Origin of the sequence: Roseicella sp. DB1501 (assembly GCF_013112485.1) — a bacterium.
In the GTDB taxonomy this organism is placed as follows: domain Bacteria; phylum Pseudomonadota; class Alphaproteobacteria; order Acetobacterales; family Acetobacteraceae; genus Paracraurococcus.
Genome location: NZ_JABFHG010000008.1, coordinates 45,014 through 68,148 on the forward strand (window position 1 = coordinate 45,014; position 23,135 = coordinate 68,148).

The 23,135-nt window shown below is 72.4% G+C and carries 20 protein-coding genes and 1 tRNA gene; 11 read left to right on the plus strand and 10 right to left on the minus strand.

Annotated features, from left to right (window positions below; genetic code table 11):
* The first annotated feature begins 93 nt into the window (after positions 1-93).
* From HJG45_RS16630 to HJG45_RS16650, 5 genes are all read left to right on the plus strand, one after another.
* A tRNA-Gln gene (locus HJG45_RS16630) sits at positions 94-167 on the plus strand.
* Between the two features lie 367 nt (positions 168-534).
* Complete coding sequence (gene paoA, locus HJG45_RS16635; protein ID WP_171613230.1) at positions 535-1,185, plus strand: aldehyde dehydrogenase iron-sulfur subunit PaoA; 651 nt, start codon at positions 535-537, stop codon at positions 1,183-1,185.
* A complete protein-coding gene (locus tag HJG45_RS16640; RefSeq protein WP_171613231.1) occupies positions 1,182-2,132 on the plus strand; it encodes a xanthine dehydrogenase family protein subunit M in 951 nt (316 codons plus the stop codon). The genes paoA and HJG45_RS16640 overlap by 4 nt, the downstream gene beginning before the upstream one ends.
* Positions 2,133-2,135: 3 nt before the next feature.
* A complete protein-coding gene (paoC, locus tag HJG45_RS16645) occupies positions 2,136-4,355 on the plus strand; it encodes an aldehyde oxidoreductase molybdenum-binding subunit PaoC (protein ID WP_171613232.1) in 2,220 nt (739 codons plus the stop codon).
* Positions 4,356-4,523: 168 nt separating this feature from the next.
* On the plus strand, positions 4,524-5,765 hold the full coding sequence (locus HJG45_RS16650; protein WP_171613233.1) for an ABC transporter substrate-binding protein: 1,242 nt from the start codon (positions 4,524-4,526) through the stop codon (positions 5,763-5,765).
* Between the two features lie 235 nt (positions 5,766-6,000).
* Here HJG45_RS16650 and HJG45_RS16655 read toward each other — a convergent pair whose 3' ends face one another.
* Positions 6,001-6,303, minus strand: a complete 303-nt coding sequence (locus HJG45_RS16655; protein WP_171613234.1) for a hypothetical protein — start codon at positions 6,301-6,303, stop codon at positions 6,001-6,003.
* Between the two features lie 325 nt (positions 6,304-6,628).
* On the opposite strand from HJG45_RS16655, the gene HJG45_RS16660 reads away from it, so the two are divergent.
* Entirely contained in the window at positions 6,629-7,711 is a 1,083-nt protein-coding gene (locus tag HJG45_RS16660) for a zinc-binding dehydrogenase (RefSeq protein WP_171613235.1), read from the plus strand.
* Positions 7,712-7,802: 91 nt separating this feature from the next.
* Here the strand turns inward: HJG45_RS16660 and HJG45_RS16665 are convergent, their stop codons facing one another.
* Positions 7,803-8,777: a tripartite tricarboxylate transporter substrate-binding protein gene (locus tag HJG45_RS16665; RefSeq protein WP_171613236.1), complete on the minus strand. Its 975-nt coding sequence runs from the start codon at positions 8,775-8,777 to the stop codon at positions 7,803-7,805.
* A gap of 169 nt (positions 8,778-8,946) precedes the next feature.
* Positions 8,947-9,966, minus strand: a complete 1,020-nt coding sequence (locus tag HJG45_RS16670) for a ribonuclease Z (RefSeq protein ID WP_171613237.1) — start codon at positions 9,964-9,966, stop codon at positions 8,947-8,949.
* 213 nt (positions 9,967-10,179) lie between these two features.
* On the opposite strand from HJG45_RS16670, the gene HJG45_RS16675 reads away from it, so the two are divergent.
* A complete protein-coding gene (locus tag HJG45_RS16675; protein WP_171613238.1) occupies positions 10,180-10,866 on the plus strand; it encodes a MarC family protein in 687 nt (228 codons plus the stop codon).
* Between the two features lie 6 nt (positions 10,867-10,872).
* Here HJG45_RS16675 and HJG45_RS16680 read toward each other — a convergent pair whose 3' ends face one another.
* From HJG45_RS16680 to glgX, 3 genes are all read right to left on the minus strand, one after another.
* Positions 10,873-12,654, minus strand: a complete 1,782-nt coding sequence (locus HJG45_RS16680; RefSeq protein ID WP_171613239.1) for an SLC13 family permease — start codon at positions 12,652-12,654, stop codon at positions 10,873-10,875.
* 80 nt (positions 12,655-12,734) lie between these two features.
* On the minus strand, positions 12,735-13,631 hold the full coding sequence (locus HJG45_RS16685; RefSeq protein WP_171613240.1) for an alpha/beta fold hydrolase: 897 nt from the start codon (positions 13,629-13,631) through the stop codon (positions 12,735-12,737).
* 22 nt (positions 13,632-13,653) lie between these two features.
* Positions 13,654-15,894, minus strand: a complete 2,241-nt coding sequence (glgX, locus tag HJG45_RS16690) for a glycogen debranching protein GlgX (protein WP_171613241.1) — start codon at positions 15,892-15,894, stop codon at positions 13,654-13,656.
* Between the two features lie 161 nt (positions 15,895-16,055).
* Here glgX and HJG45_RS16695 point away from each other — a divergent pair, with 161 nt between their 5' ends.
* Both HJG45_RS16695 and HJG45_RS16700 read left to right on the plus strand, forming a co-directional pair.
* Positions 16,056-16,271 (plus strand): dodecin, encoded by a 216-nt coding sequence (locus HJG45_RS16695; RefSeq protein ID WP_171613242.1) that lies wholly within the window; start codon positions 16,056-16,058, stop codon positions 16,269-16,271.
* Positions 16,272-16,276: 5 nt separating this feature from the next.
* Entirely contained in the window at positions 16,277-16,600 is a 324-nt protein-coding gene (locus tag HJG45_RS16700; protein ID WP_171613243.1) for a hypothetical protein, read from the plus strand.
* A gap of 289 nt (positions 16,601-16,889) precedes the next feature.
* On the opposite strand, the gene HJG45_RS16705 is transcribed toward HJG45_RS16700, so the two are convergent.
* The 3 genes from HJG45_RS16705 to HJG45_RS16715 all read right to left on the minus strand — a co-directional run bounded on the left by HJG45_RS16705 (position 16,890) and on the right by HJG45_RS16715 (position 19,005).
* Positions 16,890-17,480 carry a calcium-binding protein gene (locus HJG45_RS16705; RefSeq protein WP_171613244.1) on the minus strand — a complete coding sequence of 197 codons (591 nt, stop codon included), beginning with the start codon at positions 17,478-17,480 and terminating at the stop codon, positions 16,890-16,892.
* A gap of 170 nt (positions 17,481-17,650) precedes the next feature.
* Positions 17,651-18,247, minus strand: a complete 597-nt coding sequence (gene pcaG, locus HJG45_RS16710) for a protocatechuate 3,4-dioxygenase subunit alpha (protein ID WP_171613245.1) — start codon at positions 18,245-18,247, stop codon at positions 17,651-17,653.
* Between the two features lie 17 nt (positions 18,248-18,264).
* The gene (locus HJG45_RS16715; protein ID WP_254452582.1) at positions 18,265-19,005 is read right to left on the minus strand and encodes a protocatechuate 3,4-dioxygenase subunit beta; all 741 of its coding nucleotides are present in this window, start codon (positions 19,003-19,005) and stop codon (positions 18,265-18,267) included.
* Between the two features lie 72 nt (positions 19,006-19,077).
* On the opposite strand from HJG45_RS16715, the gene HJG45_RS16720 reads away from it, so the two are divergent.
* Positions 19,078-19,851 carry an alpha/beta fold hydrolase gene (locus tag HJG45_RS16720; protein WP_171613246.1) on the plus strand — a complete coding sequence of 258 codons (774 nt, stop codon included), beginning with the start codon at positions 19,078-19,080 and terminating at the stop codon, positions 19,849-19,851.
* Positions 19,852-19,962: 111 nt separating this feature from the next.
* Here the strand turns inward: HJG45_RS16720 and HJG45_RS16725 are convergent, their stop codons facing one another.
* Complete coding sequence (locus HJG45_RS16725; protein WP_171613247.1) at positions 19,963-21,771, minus strand: DEAD/DEAH box helicase; 1,809 nt, start codon at positions 21,769-21,771, stop codon at positions 19,963-19,965.
* A 265-nt stretch (positions 21,772-22,036) separates the two neighbouring features.
* On the opposite strand from HJG45_RS16725, the gene HJG45_RS16730 reads away from it, so the two are divergent.
* The gene (locus HJG45_RS16730) at positions 22,037-23,089 is read left to right on the plus strand and encodes an NAD(P)-dependent oxidoreductase (RefSeq protein WP_368040619.1); all 1,053 of its coding nucleotides are present in this window, start codon (positions 22,037-22,039) and stop codon (positions 23,087-23,089) included.
* Positions 23,090-23,135: the final 46 nt, after the last annotated feature.

Sequence of the window (23,135 nt, forward strand, 5' to 3'; positions counted from 1 at the left end):
GGGCAAGCGGTTTCGACGGCCGGGGGTGTTGCGGAGGCCGGGGTGAAGTGTTAGCAGAGCCGCCCCGCCGCCGAGAGGCGTGCCGGGCCCGCTTGGGGGATAGTTTAGCGGTAGAACTCCGGATTCTGACTCCGGCAGCCTTGGTTCGAATCCAGGTCCCCCAGCCAAACCGCCCTTCCGGCACGGTAAGCCCAACCGGCGGCGGTTCTCCTTGGAAAAACAGCGACTTGGCGCGTCCGGCGATGATCCCGCCGCCTGGCGCCGCGCGCCCGCCGCCGCCCGGCTTCGGCTGGCGGATCGGCGCCGCAGAGCGAGCACGACGCCGCCGCGGATCACCGCCGACCGGCTGAACCCGTCCCCGCCGCCGCGGTTCGCTTCCCTGCCCTGACGCCGATGTTCGCCCGCGCGCCGCGCCTCCGCGCCGCCTCGTCCTGACGGCCGATCGAACGCCCCCCGCCCGCGCGCCGTTGTCACGCTGCGTCACGGCACCGCGCGACTGGCGGTGTGCTGACTCAAGTCGAAGGAACGTGACCCATGCGTGGTTCCAGCCAGCTCTCCTTGAGCCGACGCGCCCTGGTGGCGACGGCCGCGGCGACAACGGCCACGCCGCCAAGCCAGGCGGGCGCCCAGGCCGCGCCCGCCGCCGACCAGGCCACCAGACCGGGAGCACCAGCGATGTCGAGAGTAACTCTGCGCGTGAATGGCGAGGAGCGCAGCCTCGAACTCGATCCGCGCACCACGCTGCTCGACGCGCTGCGCGAGCAGCTGCAGCTGACCGGCAGCAAGAAGGGCTGCGACCACGGCCAGTGCGGCGCCTGCACGGTGATGGTGGAGGGGCGGCGGATCTATTCCTGCCTGACCCTGGCCGTGATGCATGACGGCGAGGCGGTCACCACCATCGAGGGGCTGGGCCGCCCGGACGCCCTGCATCCGATGCAGGCCGCCTTCGTCAAGCATGACGGCTACCAATGCGGCTACTGCACGCCGGGCCAGATCTGCGCCTCGGTCGCCACGCTGCAGGAGATCGAGGCCGGCATCCCGAGCCATGTGACCGCCGACCTGACCGCGGCGCCCCAGCTCACCGCCGAGGAGATCCGCGAGCGCATGAGCGGCAACATCTGCCGCTGCGGCGCCTATTCCAACATCGTCGAGGCGATCACCGAGGTCGCCGGGAGGCCGGCATGAGGCCCTTCACCTATGAGCGGGCCGCCAGCCCCGCCGATGCCGCCAGAGCCGCGTCTCGCCAGCCGGGCGCCAGGTTCATCGCCGGCGGCACCAACCTGCTCGACCTCATGAAGCTGCAGATCGAGACGCCGGCGCATCTGATCGACGTCAACCGCCTCGGCCTCGACCGGATCGAACCCACGCCGGAGGGCGGGCTGCGCATCGGCGCGCTGGTCCGCAACACCGATCTCGCCGCCGACGCGCGCGTGCGGCACGACTACGGCGTGCTGGCCCGCGCCCTGCTGGCGGGCGCCTCGGGGCAGCTGCGGAACAAGGCGACGACGGCCGGCAACCTCCTGCAGCGCACCCGCTGCCCGTATTTCTACGACACCGCGCAGCCCTGCAACAAACGCCAGCCCGGCAGCGGCTGCGCGGCGATCGGCGGCGTGACCCGGCAACTCGCGGTGATCGGCGCGAGCGAGGCCTGCATCGCCACCCATCCGAGCGACATGGCGGTGGCCATGCGCGCGCTCGACGCGGTGGTGGAGACGGTGCGGGCGGACGGCGCGACGCGCCGCATCCCGATCGCCGAGTTCCACCGCCTGCCCGGCGAGACGCCGCATGTCGAGACGGCGCTCGAGGCGGGCGAGCTCATCACCGCGGTGACCCTGCCGCCGCCGCTCGGCGGGCATCACGCCTACCGCAAGGTGCGCGACCGCGCCTCCTACGCCTTCGCCCTCGTCTCGGTGGCGGCGGTGGTGCAGCGGGACGGCAGCGGCCGGGTCGCGCTGGGCGGCGTGGCGCATCGGCCCTGGCGCGTCGAGGCCGCCGAGGCGGAGCTGCCGCGGGGCGCGAAGCGGGCCATGGCGGCCATCCTCGATGGCGCGCGGCCAACCCATGAGAATGCGTTCAAGCTGACCCTGGCGGAGCGGACGCTCGCCTCGGTCCTGGCCGAGGCAAGGGGCTGAGCCATGAAATTCGACACCCCCGCCACCAGCAACCCGATCGATCAGCTGCGGGTCGTCGGCCAGCCGGTGGACCGCATCGACGGTCCGCTCAAGACCACGGGGACGGCGCCCTACGCCTATGAGCGCCACGACGTCGCCCGCGACCAGGCCTATGGCTACGTGCTCGGCGCCGGCATCGGCAAGGGCCGCGTCGCCGCCATGGACACGGCCGCCGCGAAGGCGGCGCCGGGCGTCATCGCCGTGGTGACGACGCTCGACATGCCGCGGCTCGGGAAGGGGGAGATGAACACCGCCTTCCTCTTCGGCGGCGCCGAGATCCAGCACTACCACCAGGCGATCGCGGTCGTCGTGGCCGAGAGCTTCGAGCAGGCGCGCGACGCCGCGGCCATGATCCGGACGCGCTATGTCCGCGAGCCCGGCCGCTTCGACCTCGCCGCCGAGGCGCCCAAGGCGCAGCTCGCCTCGGCCGATAGCGGCGAGGGCAGCGGCGCGCCGCAGGAGGACCGCACCGGCGATTTCGAGGGCGCCTTCGCCCAGGCGGCGGTGACGCTGGACGAGACCTACAGCACGCCGGACGAGAGCCATGCGATGATGGAGCCGCACGCCACCATCGCGGCCTGGGAGGGGGAGAAGCTCACCGTCTGGACCTCCAGCCAGATGATCGCCTGGGGCAGGCGCGACCTGGCCAAGACCCTCGGCATCCCGGCGGAGAATGTCCGGTTCGATTCGCCCTACATCGGCGGCGGCTTCGGCGGGAAGCTGTTCCTGCGCGCCGATGCCGTGCTGGCGGCGCTGGGCGCGAAGGCCGCCGGGCGGTCGGTGAAGCTCGCCCTCACCCGGCCGCTGATCGCCAACAACACCACGCACCGGCCGGCGACGATCCAGCGCATCCGCATCGGCGCGGGGCGGGACGGCCGGATCACCGCCATCGCGCATGAGAGCCTCTCGGGCGACCTGCCGGAGGGGCAGCCGGAGACGGCGGTCTCGCAGACCAGGCTGCTCTATGCCGGAGCCAACCGCCTCACCGCGCTGCGGCTCGCCGTCCTCGACCTGCCCGAGGGCAATTCCATGCGCGCGCCGGGCGAGGCGCCCGGCCTGATGGCGCTCGAGATGGCGATGGACGAGATGGCGGAGCGGCTCGGGATGGACCCGATCGACTTCCGCATCGTCAACGACACCCAGGTCGATCCCGAACATGCGGAGCGGCCCTTCTCCCAGCGCCAGCTCGTGCAATGCCTGCGGATCGGCGCCGAGCGCTTCGGCTGGAACCGGCGCAGCGCGACGCCGGGCCAGCGCCGGGAGGGGCAGTGGCTGGTCGGCCTCGGCATGGCCGCCGGCTTCCGGAACAACCTGGTGATGAAGTCGGGCGCGCGGGTGCGGCTGCACGGCAACGGCGCCGTGACGGTCGAGACGGACATGACCGATATCGGCACCGGCAGCTACACCATCATCGCCCAGACCGCGGCGGAGATGATGGGCCTGCCGCTGGAGAAGGTGACGGTGCGGCTGGGCGATTCGGACTTCCCGGTCTCCTCGGGCTCGGGCGGCCAGTTCGGCGGCAACAGTTCCACCGCCGGCGTCTACGCGGCCTGCGTGAAGCTGCGCGAGGCGGTGGCGCGCCGGCTCGGCTTCAACTCGGCGGAGGCGCGGTTCGAGGGCGGGCAGGTCCGCGCCGGCAACCGGAGCGTGCCGCTCGGCCAGGCCGCCGGCGAGGCGGGGCTGACGGCGGAAGACCAGATGGAATACGGCGATCTCGCCGAGCGGTACCAGCAATCCACCTTCGCCGGGCATTTCGTCGAGGTCGCGGTGCATGCCGCGACCGGCGAGACGCGGGTGCGGCGGATGCTGGCCGTCTGCGCGGCCGGGCGCATCCTCAACCCCAAATCGGCGCGCAGCCAGGTGATCGGCGCCATGACCATGGGCGTGGGGGCGGCGCTGATGGAGGAGCTGGCGGTGGACAAGCGCCACGGCTTCTTCGTCAACCACGACCTCGCCGGCTACGAGGTGCCGGTGCATGCCGACATCCCGCATCAGGAGGTGATCTTCCTCGATGAGACGGACCCGATCTCCTCGCCCATGAAGGCCAAGGGCGTCGGCGAGCTCGGCATCTGCGGCGTCGGCGCGGCGGTGGCGAATGCGGTCTACAACGCGACCGGCCTGCGCGTCCGCGACTACCCGATCACGCTGGACAAGCTGCTCGACCGGCTGCCCGAGCTGGCCTGAGGGCGGGCGAAGGGGGGGCGGCGGCCTCCGTCGCCGCCCCCTGCTTCACCCCTCATCGCTCGCGCATCCGTGAGGTGAGTGCCTCGCGCCCGGCCGGCAGAAGCGCCATCGGCAGCGCCCAGGATCTGGCCTAGGCTGTCTCCGTCCAGGACAAGACGGAGAAACTCCATGGCCCTCACCCGGCGCCAGACGCTCGCCGCGAGCCTCGGCGCGGCGGCCGGCGGCAGCATCGCCCGCGCCCATGCGCAGACCGGCGGCGGTGCCCGCCCGAAGCTGAAGCTCGGCATCATCACCGACCTCGCCGGCCCCTATGCCGACCTGAACCGGCCCTCCATGGCCTGCGCGCAGCAGGCGCTGGAGGATTTCGACGTCGCCGGCCGCGGCTGGGATGTCGAGATCCTGCTCGGCCAGCATTTCGACAAGGCGGACAACGCCGTCACCATCGCCCGGCAATGGTTCGACCGCGAGGGCGTCGACGCGCTGCTCGACGTGAACACCTCGGCCACCTCGCTCGCCGTCTCGGCCGTGGCCCGGGAGAAGAACAAGCCGCTGCTGCTCTCCGGCCCCGGCACCACCGAGCTGACCGGCAAGCAGTGCTCGCCCAACACGGTGCACTGGACCTGGGACACCTACATGCTTGCCCATTCGAGCGGCACCGCGGTGGTGCGGCGCGGCGGGACGAGCTGGTTCTTCGTCGCGGCCGACTACTCCTTCGGCCAGCAGCTGGTGAAGGACGCCTCCGCCGTGGTCGAGGCGCAGGGCGGCAAGGTGCTCGGCAGCGCCTTCTACCCCTTCCCCGCCACCACCGACTTCTCCTCGCTGCTGCTGCGGGCGAAGGCCTCCGGCGCCAAGGTGCTGGCCCTCGGCAATGCCGGCGCCGACATGCAGAACTGCATCAAGCAGGCGCATGAGTTCGGCCTGAACCGCTCGATGACGATCGTCAGCCTGCTGACCTACGACACGGATGTGCGCGTGCTCGGCCTCGAGGTGGCGCAGAAGCTGATGACCACCCAGGCCTATTACTGGAACCTCAACGACCGCACGCGCGCCTTCAATGCGCGGGTGAAGCCGAAGACGCCCGAGCTCTGGCCGAACATGGCCAATGCCGGGATCTACGCCCAGACGCTGCACTACCTGAAGGCGGTGGCCGATATGGGCCTCCCGGCGGCGAAGGCGGATGGCGGCGCGGTCGTCGCCCGCATGAAGGCGATGCCGACCGATGACGACTGCTTCGGCCCCGGCCGCATCCGCGAGGATGGCCGCAAGCTGCACCCGGCCTATCTGATGCAGGTGAAGACCCCGGCCGAGAGCCGCGAGCGGCACGACGTGCTGACGCTGCTCGAGACCGTCTCGCCCGAGGAGGCCTTCCGGCCGCTGCAGGCGGGCGGCTGCCCCTTCGTGAAGGCTTGATGTTTTTGGCCCTCAGACGCCGGGCGCAAGCCTCCGGCTTGCTTGGCTTCGCGCCATAAGGCGCGGGCTCCGTTCGGGGCCTCGGACCGGTCGAGCGACCGGTCCGTTGGTATGTTTCTCGCCCTCAGACGCCGGGCGCAAGCCTCCGGCTTGCTTGGCTTCCGCCATAAGGCGCGGACCCCGTTCGGGGCCTCGGACCGGTCGAGCGACCGGTCCGTTGGTATGTTTCTCGCCCTCAGCCGCCGCCCTCGCTGCTGCGGAAGGCGATGGCGTTGCGCAGCGCATGGACGATGAGCTCCATGCGCTGCTCGAAGCCGGCCGCGGCGGCGTCGCGCCCGGCCTGCTCGGCGCCGACCACGCCGCGCAGCACCGAGGCCTCGAGCTGCGCCGCCATTTCCTCCATCGAGCGCAGCGCCGTCGCCGTGCCGCCGCCCTCGACCGCGGCGCGCAGCACCGCGATCTCGCCGAAAGCGGCGGCGAGCGCCGTCTCGAGGGCGATGATCTCGCCGCGCAACGTCTCGGCGTCCTTCGGTGCCATCGCCCCGCTCCTCTCCGGCCAGGGGGCAGGAGGTGGCCCGCCCGGGCCGGCGGCGCAAGCGGGGCGCTTCCGCAGATCGCCGGTCAACCATAGGCTAGAGCGTGATCGCTTGAGGTGGACTCACCGAAAGCGTGACTCACGCGATCAAACAACGGCCTGGACCATGATCCGCGACCCTGTGTGAGCGGATCATGGTCCAGAGCAGATCGCGGGAGGGCGCGAACGCCCGGACGCGCGACTCTGCCCTGCAGACAACAGGCTACAGCGGAGCGGCATTCAATCTTGAACGCAATCCGCTGTAGCCGAAAACCGGAGGACCCCCCGCATGCGCGCCGCCATCTTCCGCCAGGGCGATTTCATCGTCGGCTCCATCCCCGACCCGGTCCTGGCCGAGGGCCAGGTGCTGGTCCGCACCCGCGCCTGCGGCATCTGCGGCTCCGACCTGCATGCGGCGACGCAGACCGATGCCTTCGTCGATGTCGCGCGCCGTTCCGGCGGCCGCTTCGCCATGAGCCGCGACCGCGACATCGTCTTCGGCCATGAATTCGTCGGCGAGGTCGTCGCCAACGGCCCCGGCACCGAGGGCCGCTTCGCCCCCGGCAGCCTCGTCACCTCCGTGCCCCTGACCATCCTCGACGGTCGGGTGGAGGGCATCGGCTACAACCCGGACATGCCCGGCGCCTTCGCCGAATACCTGCCGCTTGCGGAGCGGATGCTGCTGCCGCTCCCCGCCGGCATGCCGCCCGAGCATGCGGCGCTGGTCGAGCCGATGGCGGTCGGGCTGCATGCGGTGGAGCATGGACGGGTGACCGCCGAGGAGGCCGGGCTGGTCATCGGCTGCGGCCCCATCGGCCTCGCGGTCATCGCCGCGCTGAAGCTGAAGGGCGTGGCGCCGGTGATCGCCAGCGATGTCTCGCCGGCCCGGCGGGCGCTGGCCGCGCGCATGGGCGCCGATATCGTGCTGGACCCGGCGCGGGAGGCGGTGGCGGCGCGGCTGGAGCAGGCGATCACCCCGGAGGAATTCGACGGCAGCCGCTACGCCCAGCTCCTCGGCCTGTCGCCGCGGCGCCGGCCGGTGGCGATCTTCGAATGCGTCGGCATCCCCGGCATCCTGCAGCAGCTCTTCGAGCTGGCGCCGGCCGGGGCGCGCATCATCGTCGTCGGCGTCTGCATGGAGCCGGACCGGTTCGAGCCCTTCTTCGGCATCGTCAAGCAGCTCGGGATGCAGTTCGTCCTGGGCTACACGCCGGAGGAATTCGCCGCGACGCTCGGCCATATGGACGCCGGCCGCATCGAGGTGGCGCCGCTGATCACCGGCCGCGTCGGACTCAATAGCGTGCGGCAGGCCTTCCGCGACCTCGCCAGCCCGGAGCGCCATTGCAAGGTGCTGGTGGAGCCCTGGCGATAGCGGGGCCTGCGGGGCCGGGAGCCCCGCCTCCCGGGCCCGCGGCGAAGCACGGGCCTCCCAGGACGGCGCGCAGCGATGTCCTGGGGAACCATCAGTCCACCTTGAAGCCGCTCTTCTCCACCACCGGCCGCCAGCGCTCGATGTCCTCGGCCAGGATCCGCCCGAGCTCGGCCGGCGTCGAGACCTCCGGCTCCAGCCCGATGGCCAGCAGCTGCGCCCTCGCCTCCGCTTCCATCGTCGCCGCCGCGAGCTCGTCGCGGAGCGCCGCGACCACCGGCGCCGGCGTGCCGGCCGGGGCATAGAAGGCGTAGAAGCCGAAGCTTGCCTGGTCGGGATGGCCGAGCTCGGCGATGGTCGGGATATCGGGCGTCGTCGCGCCACGCCGGGGGCCGGAGGTGAGGACGATCCGCAGCTTGCCGTCGCGGTGGAAGGTCAGGAAATCCGAGACGCCGCCGCAGCCGGCCGCGATATGCCCGGCGGTGAGATCGGCGATCACCGGCGCGGCGCCGCGATAGCCGACCGGCTCGAGCGGCACGCCGAAGGCGCCGCCGAGCTGCAGGCCGAAGAAATGCGTCGAGGAGCCGAGCGCCGTGCTGCCGAAGCTGCCGCGCCGGCCATCCGCCTTCACCCAGGCGACGTAATCCTCGAAGCGGCTGAAGGGCAGGCTCGGCGAGAGCACCCAGCAGGTCTGCACCGTGCCGGTCAGGGTGACGGGCGCGAAATCGGTGCGCGGATCGAAGGGCAGCTTGCGGAAGGTGAGCACCGGCTGCACGGTCGAGGCGCTGGGCGCGAAGAGCAGCGTCGTGCCGTCCGGCGGCGCGTATTTCAGCGCCTCGCAGGCGACGGTGCCGCTCGCCCCGGCGCGGTTCTCGATGACGACGTTCCGCAGCGCGCCGCGCCGCCGCAGCGCCTCGGCGATGGCGCGGCCCATCACATCGGTGCCACCGCCCGGCGGGAAGCCGACCAGCACGCGGACCACGCCCTGCGGCAGGGCCGCCCGGGCGATGGCCGGCGCGGCCAGCACTGCACCGCCCGCGCGCAGCAGGCTCCGCCTTGGCAGGGACATGGCATTCCTCCCGCTCGCTTGCTCGCGCCGATTCTGCGCCGGCGCATCCTGGACCCGGCAAGGCTGCGGCGCGCGGCGCCGCACTGTCAACGCGGCGCCGCGCGCTGGTCAGGCCATCGTTCCGCCGGTCCCATGTCCACGGACCGGGCTGGAGACCGGTCCGCAGGTCTCAGGCCAAGGGCCGTCCTGCCGCCGCCGCCACCTCGGCCAGCAGCCGTGCCTCGCCATCCTCGTAGCGCGGCGAGAGGTGGAAGGGCTCGATCCGCTTCGCCCCGGCGGCGCGAGCGATCTCGCCGGCGGCCTGCGTCGTCAGGTGGCGGCGGTCGCGGGCATGCGCGGCATCCGCGGCGGCGAAGGGCGCCTCGATGAAGAGGATGTCGGCCTCCCGCGCGAGAGCGATGGCGGCGGCGCGGTTGGCCGGGGTGTCGGCGAAATCGGTGAGATAGGCGAGGCGCTGGCCGGGCGTGACCTCGACCAAGTCGCGGAGTGCGCCGAGCGGCAGGGTGGTGGCCGCGCGCCCCGATACCTCTCCGGGCGCTGCGACGGCGATCGGCGTCTCTGCCGGCGCCCCCTCCCGCACCGCCTGCTTCAACCGCGTTAGCCAGGGACCGACCGGCAGGCCGCGCGCCTCGAGCCGCGTGCGCCAGACATTGATGTGCATCGCCTCCGACACGGCGAAGCCGAGCGAGGGCGTGCCGTGGTCCAGCACCGCCGCCTGCAGGCGGAGCGCGCCGAGCGTCAGCACCGTGCCGTCCGCCGCGGCGGGCTGCGGCGGCAGCGCCTCCGGCCGGAAGCCGCTCTGCAGCCGGAAACGGCGGCGCGGCCAGAGCGGGCCCGCCGTCACCTCCGTCACCTCGAAGGCGAGGACCGGCGCGATGCGGTCGACGAGGTTCCAGGTATAGGCCTGCAGCCGGTGCCAGAGCCGCGCCGCGAAGCCCGCCGGCCCGACCACCTGCACCACCCTCTCCCGCCCGATCAGCAGCCGCAGCAGCCGGTCAAAATCCGCCCAGTGGTCCATATGCGCATGCGAGACGCCGAGCAGGCCGGTGCGCAGCAATTGCCGCGGCGCCAGGCCGGAGAGGTCGCCGCAATCGAACAGGATCGCCTCGCCCTGGTGCAGCGCCTCCAGCCAGAGGCCGGGATCGCCGGTCCGGCCGTGCAGCAGGCGGGGATGCAGGGTGGCGCGCATGCCCCGGAGTGCCACGTGGCGCGCGGCGGGTCGAGGCGCCTCCCCCTCCCCCGGCGCCTTGCCTCCGCCGCGCGACCCTGGCATCGCTGCGGGGCAGCCCGCGCCGTCGCGCCGGGGCCGCCCCAGCCGCAGGGCCCGCGGCCGCCAGGGAGCAGCCTGTTTGCCGGGCCATCCATCACCGCCAGGGCCGAAGCCCGGGCCCGCGCCGGCGCCATGCGGGAGCTGAGCGCCGCGACGGAGAGCTTCCTGCTCGCCTTCCCGGCCCTGTTCTCCATCGTCAACCCGATCGCCGCCGCGCTCATCTATGCCGATGTCACGGCCCGGCTGCGGCATGCCGACCGGGTGCGCCTCGCCGCGCGGATCGCCGCCTATTCGGCGGTGGTGCTGCTCAGCGCGCTCTGGACCGGCGCCTATGTGCTCGGCTTCTTCGGCATCAGCCTCGCCGCGCTGCGCATCGCCGGCGGGCTGGTGGTGGCGGTGCGCGCCTGGGACATGCTGGCCGCGCCGGAGCGGACGGAGGAGCGCAAGCAGGACCAGGCCAGCAAGGCCGAGGGCGAGCCGCCCGGCGACATCGCCTTCTTCCCCCTGACCATGCCCTTCACCACCGGGCCGGGCTCGATCTCGGTCGCCGTCGCGCTCGGCGCCAACCGCCCGGTGGGCAGCCCCGGGGGCGGCTGGGCGGAGGTGGCGCCCTTCGCCGCCGGCCTCTCCCTCGCCGCCCTTGCCGTGGCGGGCCTGGTCTGGCTCGCCTACCGCTCGGCCGATGCGCTGGTCGGGCTGCTCGGCCAGTCGCGGGCGCGCATCCTGACCCGGCTGGCCGCCTTCCTGATGCTCTGCATCGGCGTGCAGATCGTCCTCAGCGGCGTGACCGAGGCGCTGCGGCCGTTGCTCGCCCGGTAGCGGCGCTCACCCCGGCCGCAGCGGCCAGACCAGCGCGATCATCGGCACGCCCACCAGCAGCACGATGCAGGAGAGTGGCAGGCCGAGCCGCCAGTAATCGCCGAAGCGATAGCCGCCCGGCCCCATCACCAGCGTGTTGCACTGGTGGCCGATCGGGGTGAGGAAGTCGCAGGCCGAGCCGAGCGCGACCGCCATCAGGAAGGGATCGGGGCTGAGCTCCAGCCGGCCGGCGAGGCTGGCCGCGATCGGGCCCATCATCAGCACCGTCGCCGCGTTGTTGAGGAAGGGCGTCACCGCCATAGCGGTGACCATCATCAGCCCGAGCGCGCCGAGCGGCGGCAGCGGCTCCACCGCGACGGCGAGCCAGCCGGCGAGCAGGTCCGTGCCGCCGGTCCGCCGCACCGCCTCCGAGACCGGGATCAGCGCGCCGAGCAGCACGATCACCGGCCAGTCCACCGCCTCATAGGCCTCGGCCGGGGTCAGGGCGCGCAGCAGCAGCAGGATCACCGAAGCGGCGAAGAAGGCGACGGCGACCGGCACCAGGTTCAGCGCCACCACCGCCATGGCGAGGCTGAGCACCAGGATCGGCAGCAGGCTGCGCCGGCTCTGGCCGAGGGCGAGCGCCCGCTCGGTCAGCGGCAGGATGCGCAGCGTGGCGAGGGTGTCGGGCAGCCGCCCCGCCTCGCCCTTCAGGATCAGCACGTCGCCGGCGCGGAGCCGGAGATGGTTCAGCCGCTCGGCGATCCGCTCGCCGCGGCGGCTGACGGCCAGCAGGTTGACGCCGAAGCGCTCGGCGAGCCGCGCCGCGGCCGGGGTCGAGCGTCGCAGCGGCGATTCGGCGGTGATCACGCCCTCGACCACGGCGCGCTCGGCCTCCGGCTCGGCCTCGACGGCATGCTCCTCCCCGGCCAGGGTGAGCTTCGCCCGGGCGACCAGCGCCTCCAGCGCCTCCGGCTCGCCGGCCAGGATCAGCCGGTCGCCGGCCTGCAATTCGCAAGTCCCGCCCGGCGATTCCCGCCTCCGGCCGTCGCGCAGCAGCGCCGCCACCGTCACCTCGCCATCGGCCAGCCTCTCCAGCGCGGCGATGTCCTTGCCGGCGATGGGACTGGCCTCGGGCAGCTCCGCCTCGGTCGTATAGCTCGGCAGGGCGATCGCCGCCTCCATCGAGGCCTGCGCCCGGCGGCCCTGCGGCAGCAGCCGCCAGCCGAAGGTGAGGAAGACGAGGCCGGCCAGCGCCACGGCGATGCCGACCGGCGCGTAGTCGAACATGCCGAAGGGTGTGCCGAGCAGGTCGGCGCGGACCCGGGCGACGATGATGTTGGGCGAGGTGCCGATGAGCGTGACCAGCCCACCGAGCAGCGAGGCGAAGGCCATCGGCATCAGCAGCGCCGAGGGCGAGGTGCCGCTGCGCCGGGCGAGCTGCAGCGCGACCGGCATGAACAGCGCCAGCGCGCCGATGTTCTTGGTGAAGACCGAGGCCAGCATCACCGCCGCCACCAGCACCGGCACCTGGGTGCGGACCGTGCCGAGATGCGGCAGCAGCGGCCGCATGGCGCTTTCCACCACGCCGGAGCGGGCGACGGCGGCGCTGACCACCAGGGCGCCTGCGACGATGACGACGATGTCGTCGCCGAAGCCGAGGAAGGCCTCCTTGGCCGGGACGATGCCGGTGAGGATGCCGGCCAGCAGCGCCAGCATGGCCACCACGTCATAGGCGATCCGCCCCCAGGCGAAGAGGCCGAGCGCGGCGGCGAGGATGGCGAAGGCGAAGCCCTGGTCGAGGGTCAATTCAGGGCCGCCGGATCATGATGCTGCATGCGGTATCCCGCGCCGGGCCCGATGGCAACGGCGGCCGTGTCGCGCGGTCATCAGGCGGCCGCCCCGAAGAAGCGGGCGAGCGCCGCCGCCGTCTCCGCCGGCTGCTCCTCGGGGAAGAAATGCCCGGCCGCAACGGGGCCGCCCTCCACCTCCCTGGCCCAGCCCCGCCACAGATCGAGCGGGCCGCCCGCAGTCTCGTACCAGGCGCCGAGGGGCCCGGATCCGCTCCAGAGCACGAGCACCGGACAGGCGATGCGGCGCCCCGCCCGGTGGTCCGCCGCATCCTGTTGGCGGTCGAGCGTGGCGGCGGCGCGGTACTCCTCGCAGATCGCGTGCAGATGCGCCGGGTCGCGCAGCGCTTGGGCATAGGCGCGGCGCAGCGCGCCATCGAAGGCGGCGGGCGCGGAGCCCCAACCGTCGAGGGCGACGTCGATCACGGCCTCGGGCGAGGCCCCGATCAGACGCTCGGGCAGCGGCGCCGGCTGGGCCAGCAGCGACCAGAGCCAGTAGCCGAGCGCGAAGCGCGCCTCGGCCCGCGCCCAGGCCTCCTCGGTCGGGATGATGTCGAGCGCGGCGAGGCGCGAGACCCGCGCCGGATGGTCGAGCGCGAGCCGGTAGGCCACCCTGCCACCGCGGTCATGCCCGGCGAGGCCGAAGCACGGGAAGCCGAGCTGCGCCATGGCCGCGACCATGTCCCGCGCCATGGCGTCCTTCGCATAGGGCGCATGGTCGGGTGCCGAAGGCGGGCAGCCGCTCCGGCCATAGCCGCGCAGATCGGCGCAGACCACGGTGAAGCGGCGCGCCAGCAGCGGCGCGACGTCGCGCCACATCAGATGGGTCTCGGGGAAGCCGTGCAGCAGGAGCAGCGGCGGGCCCTCGCCGCCGCGACGCAGGAAGATGGTGGTCTCCCCGGTCGGGACGAGCAGCGGCTCGAAGCCCGCGAACATGCGCCGCCGCCCGGCCCTTGCCTCAGCCCCCCTCCTTCGGCAGCGGCGGCGGCGCGGCGCCGGCGAGCAACGCGAGCCGCGCCGTGGCGAGGATGCCGCCGCCGCCCCGCTCCGGCCGCAGCAGGAAGAGCAGGAAGGAGCGCCCGGTGACCATGTAGGGATGGCCGAATTCGAAGGGCTCCGGCTCCTCCAGCTCGGGGCGGTTGGTGTCGATCAGCAGCTGCCAGCGCTGCCCCTTTGGCGGCTCCGGCAGGGAAAACTCCACCACGTCGTGATGCGCGTTCATCACCAGCAGCAGCGTCGCGTCGCCCGATGGCCGGCGGATGCCGGTGGCCTGGGCGCGGCCGTCGAGCAGCAGGCCGAAGCAGCGGGTGTTGGGATCGTCCCAGTGCTCGGCCTCCATTTCCGTGCCAGCGGGGGTCAGCCAGGTCGCGTCCTTCACCCCGGCCGCCTCGTTCAGCTTGCCGGTGAGGAAGCGGCCGCGGCGCAGCACGGGGAAGTTCTGCCGCAGCGCGATCAGCTTGCGGGCAAAGGCCACGAGGGTTCGTCCGTTTTCGTCGATCGCCTGCCAGTCGACCCAGTTCAGCTCGTTGTCCTGGCAGTAGGTGTTGTTGTTGCCCTTCTGGGTGCGGCCGAACTCGTCGCCCGCCAGGATCATCGGCGTGCCCTGGGAGAGCAGCAGCGTCGCCAGCATGTTGCGCTTCTGCCGCTCGCGCAGCGCGATGATCTCCGGATCGTCGGTCGGCCCCTCGACGCCGTGGTTCCAGGAGAGGTTGTGCGAATGGCCGTCGCGGTTGTCCTCGCCATTCGCCTCGTTGTGCTTGTCGTTGTAGGAGACGAGGTCGTTCAGCGTGAAGCCGTCATGCGCCGCGATGAAGTTCACGCTGGCCCAGGGCTTGCGCCCGCGGCGGTCGAACTTGTCGCCCGAGGCGGTGAGGCGCGCGGCAAGCTCGGCCGCCTGGCCCTCGTCGCCCTTCCAGAAGGCGCGGACGGTGTCGCGGAAGCGGTCGTTCCATTCCGCCCAGCCCGGCGGGAAGCCGCCCACCTGATAGCCGCCGGGACCGCAATCCCACGGCTCGGCGATCAGCTTGACGCGGGAGAGCACCGGGTCCTGCCGGCAGGAATCGAGGAAGCCGCCGCCCTCGTCGAAGCCATAGGGCTCGCGGCCGAGGATGGTGGCGAGGTCGAAGCGAAAGCCGTCCACCCGCATCTCGGTCGCCCAGAAGCGCAGGCTGTCGGTGACCATCTGCAGCACCCGCGGATGCGACAGGTTCACCGTGTTCCCGGTGCCGGTGTCGTTGATATAGTAGCGCTTCTGGTCGGGCAGCAGCCGGTAGTAGCTGGCATTGTCGATGCCCTTGAAGGACAGGGTCGGCCCGCGCTCATTGCCCTCGGCAGTATGGTTGTAGACCACGTCAAGGATGACCTCGAGCCCGGCATCGTGCAGCCGGGCCACCATTTCCTTGAACTCGGCGAAGGCGAAGGGCTGGTTGCGGGCGTAGCGGCGGGCCGGGGCGAAGAAGCTGAGGCTGTTGTAGCCCCAGTAATTCGTCAGCCCCTTGTCGAGCAGCGGTCCGTCATTGACGAAGCTGTGGATGGGCAGCAGCTCGACGGAGGTGACGCCGAGGCCGCGCAGGTAATCCACCACGTCCGGCGAGGCGAGGCCGGCATAGGTGCCGCGGATCTCCTCCGGCAGGTCGGTGCGGAGCTTGGTGAAGCCCTTCACATGGGTCTCGTAGAAGATGGTGCGGTCCCAGGGCACGGCCGGGCTGCGCTCGCGCCCCCAGGTGAAGGCCGGATCGATGACGCGGCATTTCGGCATCATCGGCGCGCTGTCGCGCTCGTCGAAGGTGGTGTCGTCCTCGCTCTCGAGCACGTAGCCGAAGATCTCCGGCCCCCATTTCAGCTCGCCGATGATGGCGCGGGCATAGGGGTCGAGCAGCAGCTTGTTCGGGTTGAAGCGGTGCCCTGCCTCCGGCTCATAGGGGCCGTGTACGCGATAGGCGTAGATGGTGCCGGGACGCGCCTCGGGCAGGTAGCCGTGCCAGACCTCGTCCGTATATTCGGGTAGTTCCAGCCGCTCGAGCTCCGTCTCCCCCGCATCGTCGAACAGGCACAGCTCCACCTTCGTCGCATGGGCGGAGAACAGGGCGAAATTGACCCCGAGACCATCCCAAGTCGCCCCCAGCGGGAAGGGCGAGCCTTCCCTGATCCGCATCCGATGGACCGGCCGCGCCGCGCCAGCATCCGTCTTCCCAGCCATGAAAAGGGGCCCCTCGATCTCCGGTGGGTCACAACAGCGGATCGGGCTTTTCGTTTCCGCGTTGCAGCAGCGACTCGGCGGGAAACCGATGCGCATGGACGGCGCTTCATGGGCACTGCGGAACGGCAGCGCATGCTGCGGCGCAGCGGAGGGAACCGCCCATGACGGAGCATGTCTACAAGGTGGTCGAGCTGGTGGGCTCCTCGAAGGAAGGAGTCGACGGCGCCATCCGCACCGCCATCGGCCGCGCCGGCGAAACGGTTCGCCATCTGCGCTGGTTCGAGGTGACGCAGATCCGCGGCGTGGTCGGCGATGCCGGCAAGATCGAGTACACCCAGGTCTCGCTGAAGGCTGGCTTCACCCTCGAGGGAGACTAGCGCGCATGTATCTCGCCCGCTTCTCCTACGACGTGCTGCCCGTGCACCGGCAGCGCGCTATGGACTTCATCCGGCGGGAGGTCGCGGCCGCCGGCAAGGCCGGGCTGCAGGCGCGGCTGCTGGTGCCGCTCACCCGCGGCCAGGGCGATCCCGCGCTGCAATTCGAGGTGGCGCTGACCAGCCTCGACCAGTTGGAAGGGTTGCGGCAGCGCGGCGGCGAGACGGCGCCGCAGGACTGGATGCACGCCTTCAGCGAGATCCTGACCGCGCCGCCGCAGGTCGAGATCCTGCGGGTCGATGGGGTGCAGGCCGGCGGCACGCCGATTTAGAGCGTGATCGCTTGAGGTGGACTCGCCGGAAAGCTGAATCACGCGATCGAACAACGGCCTGGACCATGGTCCGCGACGCCGGGTGAGCGGATCATGGTCCAGCAGCTTGCCGCAACTTGCGCGGTGCGATTGGGAACGGCGGACCGGCTCCATCCTGGGGCCGGTCCGCCGTGACAGGCCTCCGGACGGGGATCACGTCCGCCGGGCGCGGTGGCCAGGCGCCTCCGCGCCGGCGACACCCGAGGGCTGAACGCGGGCGCCGCCGCCTATCCTTGCTTCCCCTGCCGTCTCAGGAATGGAAGACGTAGTCGCCCTCGGCGAGGGTTCTGCCGGCGGCTGCGGTGGCGGCATCGAGCTTGATGGCGATGACGTCGACGCGGTTGACCTCCTCGGTGCCCGGCGTGGCGTAGACGGCGTAGTATTGCAGGCCGACGACCTTGGCGGAGCTGCCGACGTATTCGAGATGGGCGTCGGGGCCGTAGTTGAGGAACTCGATGATGTCGCCCTGGCCGCCGGAGCCGAGGCCCTTGAAGCCGATGATGGTGTCGCTGCCCTTGTCGGCGGTCCAGGTCGTGTCGTTGGGGGCGAAGCGGAAGACGTCGTGGCCGGTGCCGGCATAGAGCATGTCGTTGCCGCCGCCGCCGACGATGATGTCGCTGCCGGTGCCGCCGACGATGGTGTCGCTGCCGAGGCCGCCTTCCATGTAGTTGTCGCCGATGCCGCCGTAGAGCTTGTCGTTGCCAGTGGCGCCGTAGAGGGTGTCGTTGCCGAGGCCGCCATGGACGGTGTCGTTGCCGCCGAGACCGTTGATCTTCAGGTTCTCGCGGCTGGTGCTGTAGTTGAGCGTGTCGTTGCTGCTGGTGCCGAGGATGGTGGGCATCTGAAAGCGTCCTGCTCACTTTTTAGTGTAGTGGCGTATCAATGTTTTTCAACCGGTGCGCAAGTGTCAAAAAGTGAGACTTGTGGGATTTTCGAATGGCTGCCCGCTTCTGCCGCGACGGAGCGCGATCCGGGCCGTCTCGCCGAGTGAGACGGCCCGGATCCTTTCCGCTATTCGACGAAGAAGGGCGTTTCCTCCTCGGCGCTCCCGCGCAGACGGAGGTCGAGCTGGAAGATGCGCCGCCCCTCCGCCTCGCCGGTCGCGGCCGCGACCAGCCGCGCCCGCCTCGCCGGCGGCACCAGCGCCAGCACCGGGTCCGCGGCGTTCGCCGCGGTGAAATCCGGGAAGAACAGCGTCGTGGCCAGGGGGCGCATCAGGCCGGAGGCCATGATCAGCAGGTTGATATGCGGCGCCCGCGGCCCCGCCGGTTCCTCGAAGCCGCCGGGCAGGATGGTGCGGAATTCGTAGCGCCCCTCGGCATCGGTCCAGGCGCGCCCCCAGCCGCAGAAATCCGGATCGGCCCGCCTTGCCTCGGGATCGGCCGGATGGCGGAAGCGGCCGCCGGCATCCGCCTGCCAGGCCTCCAGGATGGCGTTGACGCAGGGCACGCCGCCCTCGCGCAGCACCCGGCCGCGCAGCAGGATGGGCTCGCCGCGCCGCGTCGGCGGCGCCTCCGCCGTCAGCCGCGTCAGGTCGTTGTCGCCCTTCCGGAAGAAGGTCTGCGGGAAGAAGGGGCCGATGGTGTGCTGCGAGATCGGGATCGCCACGGCGCCGCCTCCCCCCGTCACGGCTGCACCGGCGTCGCGGCGCGGCCGCGCAGCACGATGTCGTGGCGGTAGCCGAGCCAGCCGAGGCCGACCTCCTCCGGCGGGATCGGCCGCGCCACCAGCCGCTCCCGCGCCGCCGCATCGGGCACCGACATGAAGATGCGGTCGAGCGGGTTCAGCGGGTCGCCGGGGAAGTACATCTGCGTCACCAGCCGCGACAGCGTCGCCGGGCCAAGCACCGAGAAATGCACATGCGGCGGCCGCCACCAGGCGCCCGGCGCCGGCACCGGATAGGCGCCCGGCCGGATGGTGTGGAAGCCGTAGCGCCCCTCCGCATCGGTGCGGATGCGGCCATTGCCGATGAAGTCCGGGTCGAGCGGCGCGTCGCGCTGGTCGTTCGGGTGGAAGTAGCGGCCGGCGGCGTTGGCCTGCCAGAGCTCGACCACCGCGCCCGGCACCGGCCGGCCATCCTCGTCGAGCACCCGCCCGCCGATATGGATGAGCTGTCCCTGCGCCATGCGGCCGGGCGCGAGGACGGCGAGGTTGTCGTCGCCGCAGGGCAGCTTGCGCCAGAGCTCGAGCGGCCCGGTCACCTCGGTCCGCATCGGCGGGCGGCGGATCGGCGGCTGCGCCGGCGTATGGGTGAAGGTGTTGCCATAGCCCGGGATCGGCACCGCCGGCTCCACCCCCTCCGGCCAGGCGGCGAAACGGCGCGGCGCCTCGGCCACCATCGGGCCGTTCGGTCCAGCATCCTCCATGGCGTCGACCTCCCTTTCCCGCCACCCTATCGCGGATCCGGCGGCGGCACAGCAGCGAGGGAGGGGGACGCCATGGAGGTCCATGCGGTGCAGCACGGGGAGGCCCGCATCGCCTATGCCGCGACGGGCGCCGGCCCGGCGGTGCTGCTCCTCGCCTCCCTCGGCCGCGGCGCCGAGGATTTCGCCGGGGTGGCGCCCCGCATCGCCGCCGCCGGCTTCCGCGTGCTCTGCCCGGAGCCACGCGGCATCGGCGGCTCGGCCGGGCCGATGACCGGGCTGACGCTCTACGACCTCGCCGAGGATGCCGCTGCCGTGCTGGCGGCCGAGACCGCGGCGCCAGCCCTCGTCGCCGGGCATGCCTTCGGCAATTGGGTGGCGCGGGCGCTCTCCGCCCGGCAGCCGGAGCGGGTGCGGGGCGTCGCGCTGCTCGCCGCCTCCATCGCCGCCAATACCGATCCGGCGATCCGCGCCACCATCGATGGCAGCTTCGACCCGGCGCTGAGCGAGGCGGAGCGGCTGGCGCATCTGCAGCGCGGCTATTTCGCGCCCCGCCATGACGCGCGGGTCTGGCTCGCCGGCTGGCATCCGCCGGTCGCCCGCATGCAGCGCGCCGCGACGGCGGCGACGGACGACCGCTGGCGCCGCGTCGCCGAGCGGCACCCGACGCTCTATGTCGCGGCGGCCGAGGATGTCATTGCCCCCGTGCCGACCGAGGCCGAGCTGCGCGCGGCGCTCGGCCCGCGCGTCAGCCTCGCCGTCATCCCCGATTGCGGCCATGCGCTGCTGCCCGAGCAGCCGGCGGCCACCGCCGCGGCGGTGATCGGCTTCGCGCGCGATTTGGGCTAGTGCCAACGGACCGGTCGCCTGCCCGGTCCGAGGCCCCCGAACGGGGCCCGCGACTTATGCCGCGAAGGCCCAGGCAAAGCGGAGGTTTGCGCCCATGGCCTAAGGGCGCGGTCAGCGCCCCGTGTTGAAGTCGAAGCGGCGCTGCCGCACCGTCCAGCCATAGCGCGGATCGCCCGCGAGCAGGTGCAGGTGTTCGCCGATGCGGTTGCGCTCCAGCCAGGCGAGCGTCGCCTCCAGCTCGGCGAGCGACATCTCCGCCCGCCCCTTGCCCATCACCCGCTTCAGCGCCGCCGCATAGGCATGGTGCGCGCCGGCCCGGCGTGGCACCTGCATCGCCCCCTCATCCTCCAGCACCTGCGCCGCCACCGCCTGGCTGATGCGGAAGCGCAGCTCCCGCTCCCGCGCCGAGGGCGGCACCGCCGGCGCCGCGCCCTCCGGATCGGGCCGCGCGGCGGCGAATTCCGGCCCCGGCGCCAGCCGGTGCCAGTGCAGCGCGGTGGCGTTGGAGGCGAGCGGGATGATCGGCGGCTCCTGCGCGAATTCCGGCCCGATCGGCAGCTCCCCCTGCCGCCGCCGCACCTTCTCCCGCGCCAGCGTGCCCTGCTCGCGCTCGATCCGCTCGCGGAAGCGGCGGAACAGCAGGTCGTCCGGATGCAGCACCACGGCGCGCTGGCTCTCATAGGGGCCGGCGGCGAAATCGACCCGCGTCGCGCGGGCGATCATCTGCTCCAGCCAGGCGCGGGAGCGGATATGCGTCAGCGCCGCGCAGACCGCGACGCTCGGCGCATCCAGACCCTCATAGGCCATGGCGACGGTGACCAGCACGGAGGGCTCCGGCCGCAGCCGGAAGGCGGCCAGCACCTCCTGCGCGTCGCGCTCGTCGGAGGTGGCGATGCGCGCCGTGCTCTCCGCCTGGTCGCGCGGCAGCCAGGCGCGCAGCCAATCGAGGTAGCGCCGGGCATTCTCCTGGTCCGGCGCCACCACCAGCAGCTTGCCGAGACCCATCCCCGTCTCGCCGGGCGGCAGGCCGAGCCGGGCGCGCCGCTCCGCCCTGAGGTCGCGCGTCGCGGCGAAGGCGCGGCGCAGCAGGTCGCGCGCGAAGCCGGTCCGCAGCGCGGTGAAGAGGGCGGCGCGGCCGGTCTCGGGCGGACCGGAGACCGGGTGTGGGCCGGTGCGGCGGCGCTCCTCGTCCAGCCATTCCGCCTCGCCGTCGAGCGCCCCGAAATCGACCGGCAGCACCGCCTTCTCGGCCAGGGCCTGGGCGCGGCTGTAGCCGATGACGGCGAAGCCCGGCGCGGCGAGGTCGACCTCGCGCGTCTTCGCCCGCCCGCCTCCCCTGCCCCCTGGCCCCTTGCGATAGGGCAGCCAGAGGATCGGCCGCCCATCCGCGCGCTCCAGCGTGCCGGAGAGCAGCAGCCGCACCGCCGCCGTCTCGAGCAGCGGCAGGATGGCGCGCGACCAGGCGGCCTCCTCCGGCGCGTTGGGGTCGGCCTCGGCCGGCAGGTGGTGCACCTCGTCGACGACGAGCAGCGTGCGATGCCGCCGCATCTCCCCCAGATGCAGCGCCGGCGCCGCCGCGACGCCCTGATAGGTGGTGATCCAGCCCTGCAGCCCGCGGCAGGGATCGGGCGCGTTCTCCGCCGCCCGCACCGAGACGGCATGGCCGAGCGCCGCCTGCCAGGCCGGGTCGGCGAAGGCCTCCTCCGCCTGCAGCCGCAGGCTGTCGCGCGGCACGATCCAGCAGACCCGCTCGACGATCCCGGCCGCCATCAGCCGCGCCGCGGCGATCACCGGCAGCAGGCTCTTGCCGCCGCCCGGCGTCACCGCGGCCAGGATGTCGGCGATGCCGGTCTCGCCGCGCGCGATCGCCTCCACCACGCCGGCGAGGAGCTGCTGGTGGCTGCGGAGGGCGCGCTGCATCACATCAACGGCCCCTCGGACGCCGGGCGCGAATCTCCGGTTCGTCTGGCTTCGCCGCGTCGCGCCTCACGGCGCGACCGGCGGGCCCCGTTCGGAGCCCCGGGCCGGTCATGCGACCGGTCCGCCAGCATCGCCGCGCTCAATCACTGCACTCACCCCTGGGCAACGCGGCAGGAGCGAAACGGATTCCTGGGGCCGGTGCCTTTCCGCCCCCGGAGGCAGGGGATACAAGGGGCCAAACCCGTCCCAGCGAGGAAACCGTCCCGTGCCCGATCCGCGCCGCTTCAGAGTCGGCTACCTGTCGCATGTGCCGCACCCATCCTTCCTTGAGACGGCGGCGCTGCACCCGGAGCTGGAGGTGGTCCGCATCCCGCTCGACCAGCCCGAATCGGCCGTGCTCGACGCGCTTCGGGGGGTGGATGCCTACTACGTCATGGCCTCGCGTGACGAGCTTCCGAAGCCCTTCCATGTCAACGCCGCCCTGCTGCGGCAGCTTCCCGACCTGCTGATGGTGGGCAGCACCGGCGCCGGTTACGACACCGTCGATCCCGGCGCCTGCACCGAGGCCGGCGTGCTGCTGGTGAACCAGGCCGGCGGCAATGCCGAGGGCGTCGCCGAGCATGCCGTCGGCATGATGCTCTCGCTGCTCAAGCGCATGCCCGAGGCCGGGGCGGCGATGCGGGCCGGCCGGGCGCGGGACCGCAGCGCGCTGATGGGGCGCGAGCTGCGCGGCCGCACCGTCGGGCTGGTCGGCATCGGCAATGTCGGCACCCGCGTCGCCGAGATCGTGCGGCTCGGCTTCTCCTGCCCGGTGCTGGCCTGCGACCCCTATCTGGACGATGCGACCATCGCCGCCCGCGGCGCCCGCAAGGTGGAGATGCCGGAGCTGCTGGCCGAGAGCGACGTGGTCAGCCTGCACCTGCCGCTCTCGCCCGAGAGCCGCAACCTGCTGAACGGCGAGAGCTTCGCCCGCATGAAGCCGGGCGCGATCTTCGTCACCACCGCCCGCGGCAACATCCATGACGAGCCGGCGCTGCACGCGGCGCTGCGCAGCGGCCACCTGGCCGGCGCCGGCCTCGATGTCTGGGAGCAGGAGCCGCCGCCGCCCGAGCATCCGCTGCTGCACATGGCGAATGTCATCGTCACCCAGCACACGGCGGGCGTGACGCATGAGAGCCGGGCCAACATCACCCGCATCGCGGCGCTGGCCTTCGCCGATGCGGCGAAGGGGCTGATGCCGCCGCGCATCATCAACCCCGCCGTCGCGCCGCGCTTCGCCGAGCGCTATGCGGCGAAGCTCGGGCGACGCATCGCGTAGGCTTCCCCACGGCGTCGCTGCGCGGGGCGGGCGCCGCGTCTTGCAC

Excerpts from the sequence above, each read along its gene's own strand:
- HJG45_RS16700 (WP_171613243.1), top strand. The coding sequence starts at position 16,277 with ATGTATCTCGCCCGCTTCTCCTACGACGTGCTGCCCGTGCACCGGCAG.
- HJG45_RS16670 (WP_171613237.1), bottom strand. The coding sequence starts at position 9,966 with ATGCGCGCCACCCTGCATCCCCGCCTGCTGCACGGCCGGACCGGCGAT.
- HJG45_RS16675 (WP_171613238.1), top strand. The coding sequence starts at position 10,180 with ATGCGGGAGCTGAGCGCCGCGACGGAGAGCTTCCTGCTCGCCTTCCCG.
- paoA (WP_171613230.1), top strand. The coding sequence starts at position 535 with ATGCGTGGTTCCAGCCAGCTCTCCTTGAGCCGACGCGCCCTGGTGGCG.
- HJG45_RS16640 (WP_171613231.1), top strand. The coding sequence starts at position 1,182 with ATGAGGCCCTTCACCTATGAGCGGGCCGCCAGCCCCGCCGATGCCGCC.
- HJG45_RS16665 (WP_171613236.1), bottom strand. The coding sequence starts at position 8,777 with ATGTCCCTGCCAAGGCGGAGCCTGCTGCGCGCGGGCGGTGCAGTGCTG.
- glgX (WP_171613241.1), bottom strand. The coding sequence starts at position 15,894 with ATGGCTGGGAAGACGGATGCTGGCGCGGCGCGGCCGGTCCATCGGATG.
- paoC (WP_171613232.1), top strand. The coding sequence starts at position 2,136 with ATGAAATTCGACACCCCCGCCACCAGCAACCCGATCGATCAGCTGCGG.
- HJG45_RS16650 (WP_171613233.1), top strand. The coding sequence starts at position 4,524 with ATGGCCCTCACCCGGCGCCAGACGCTCGCCGCGAGCCTCGGCGCGGCG.
- HJG45_RS16655 (WP_171613234.1), bottom strand. The coding sequence starts at position 6,303 with ATGGCACCGAAGGACGCCGAGACGTTGCGCGGCGAGATCATCGCCCTC.
- HJG45_RS16705 (WP_171613244.1), bottom strand. The coding sequence starts at position 17,480 with ATGCCCACCATCCTCGGCACCAGCAGCAACGACACGCTCAACTACAGC.
- HJG45_RS16725 (WP_171613247.1), bottom strand. The coding sequence starts at position 21,771 with ATGCAGCGCGCCCTCCGCAGCCACCAGCAGCTCCTCGCCGGCGTGGTG.
- HJG45_RS16660 (WP_171613235.1), top strand. The coding sequence starts at position 6,629 with ATGCGCGCCGCCATCTTCCGCCAGGGCGATTTCATCGTCGGCTCCATC.
- HJG45_RS16695 (WP_171613242.1), top strand. The coding sequence starts at position 16,056 with ATGACGGAGCATGTCTACAAGGTGGTCGAGCTGGTGGGCTCCTCGAAG.
- HJG45_RS16715 (WP_254452582.1), bottom strand. The coding sequence starts at position 19,005 with ATGGAGGATGCTGGACCGAACGGCCCGATGGTGGCCGAGGCGCCGCGC.
- HJG45_RS16720 (WP_171613246.1), top strand. The coding sequence starts at position 19,078 with ATGGAGGTCCATGCGGTGCAGCACGGGGAGGCCCGCATCGCCTATGCC.
- HJG45_RS16685 (WP_171613240.1), bottom strand. The coding sequence starts at position 13,631 with ATGTTCGCGGGCTTCGAGCCGCTGCTCGTCCCGACCGGGGAGACCACC.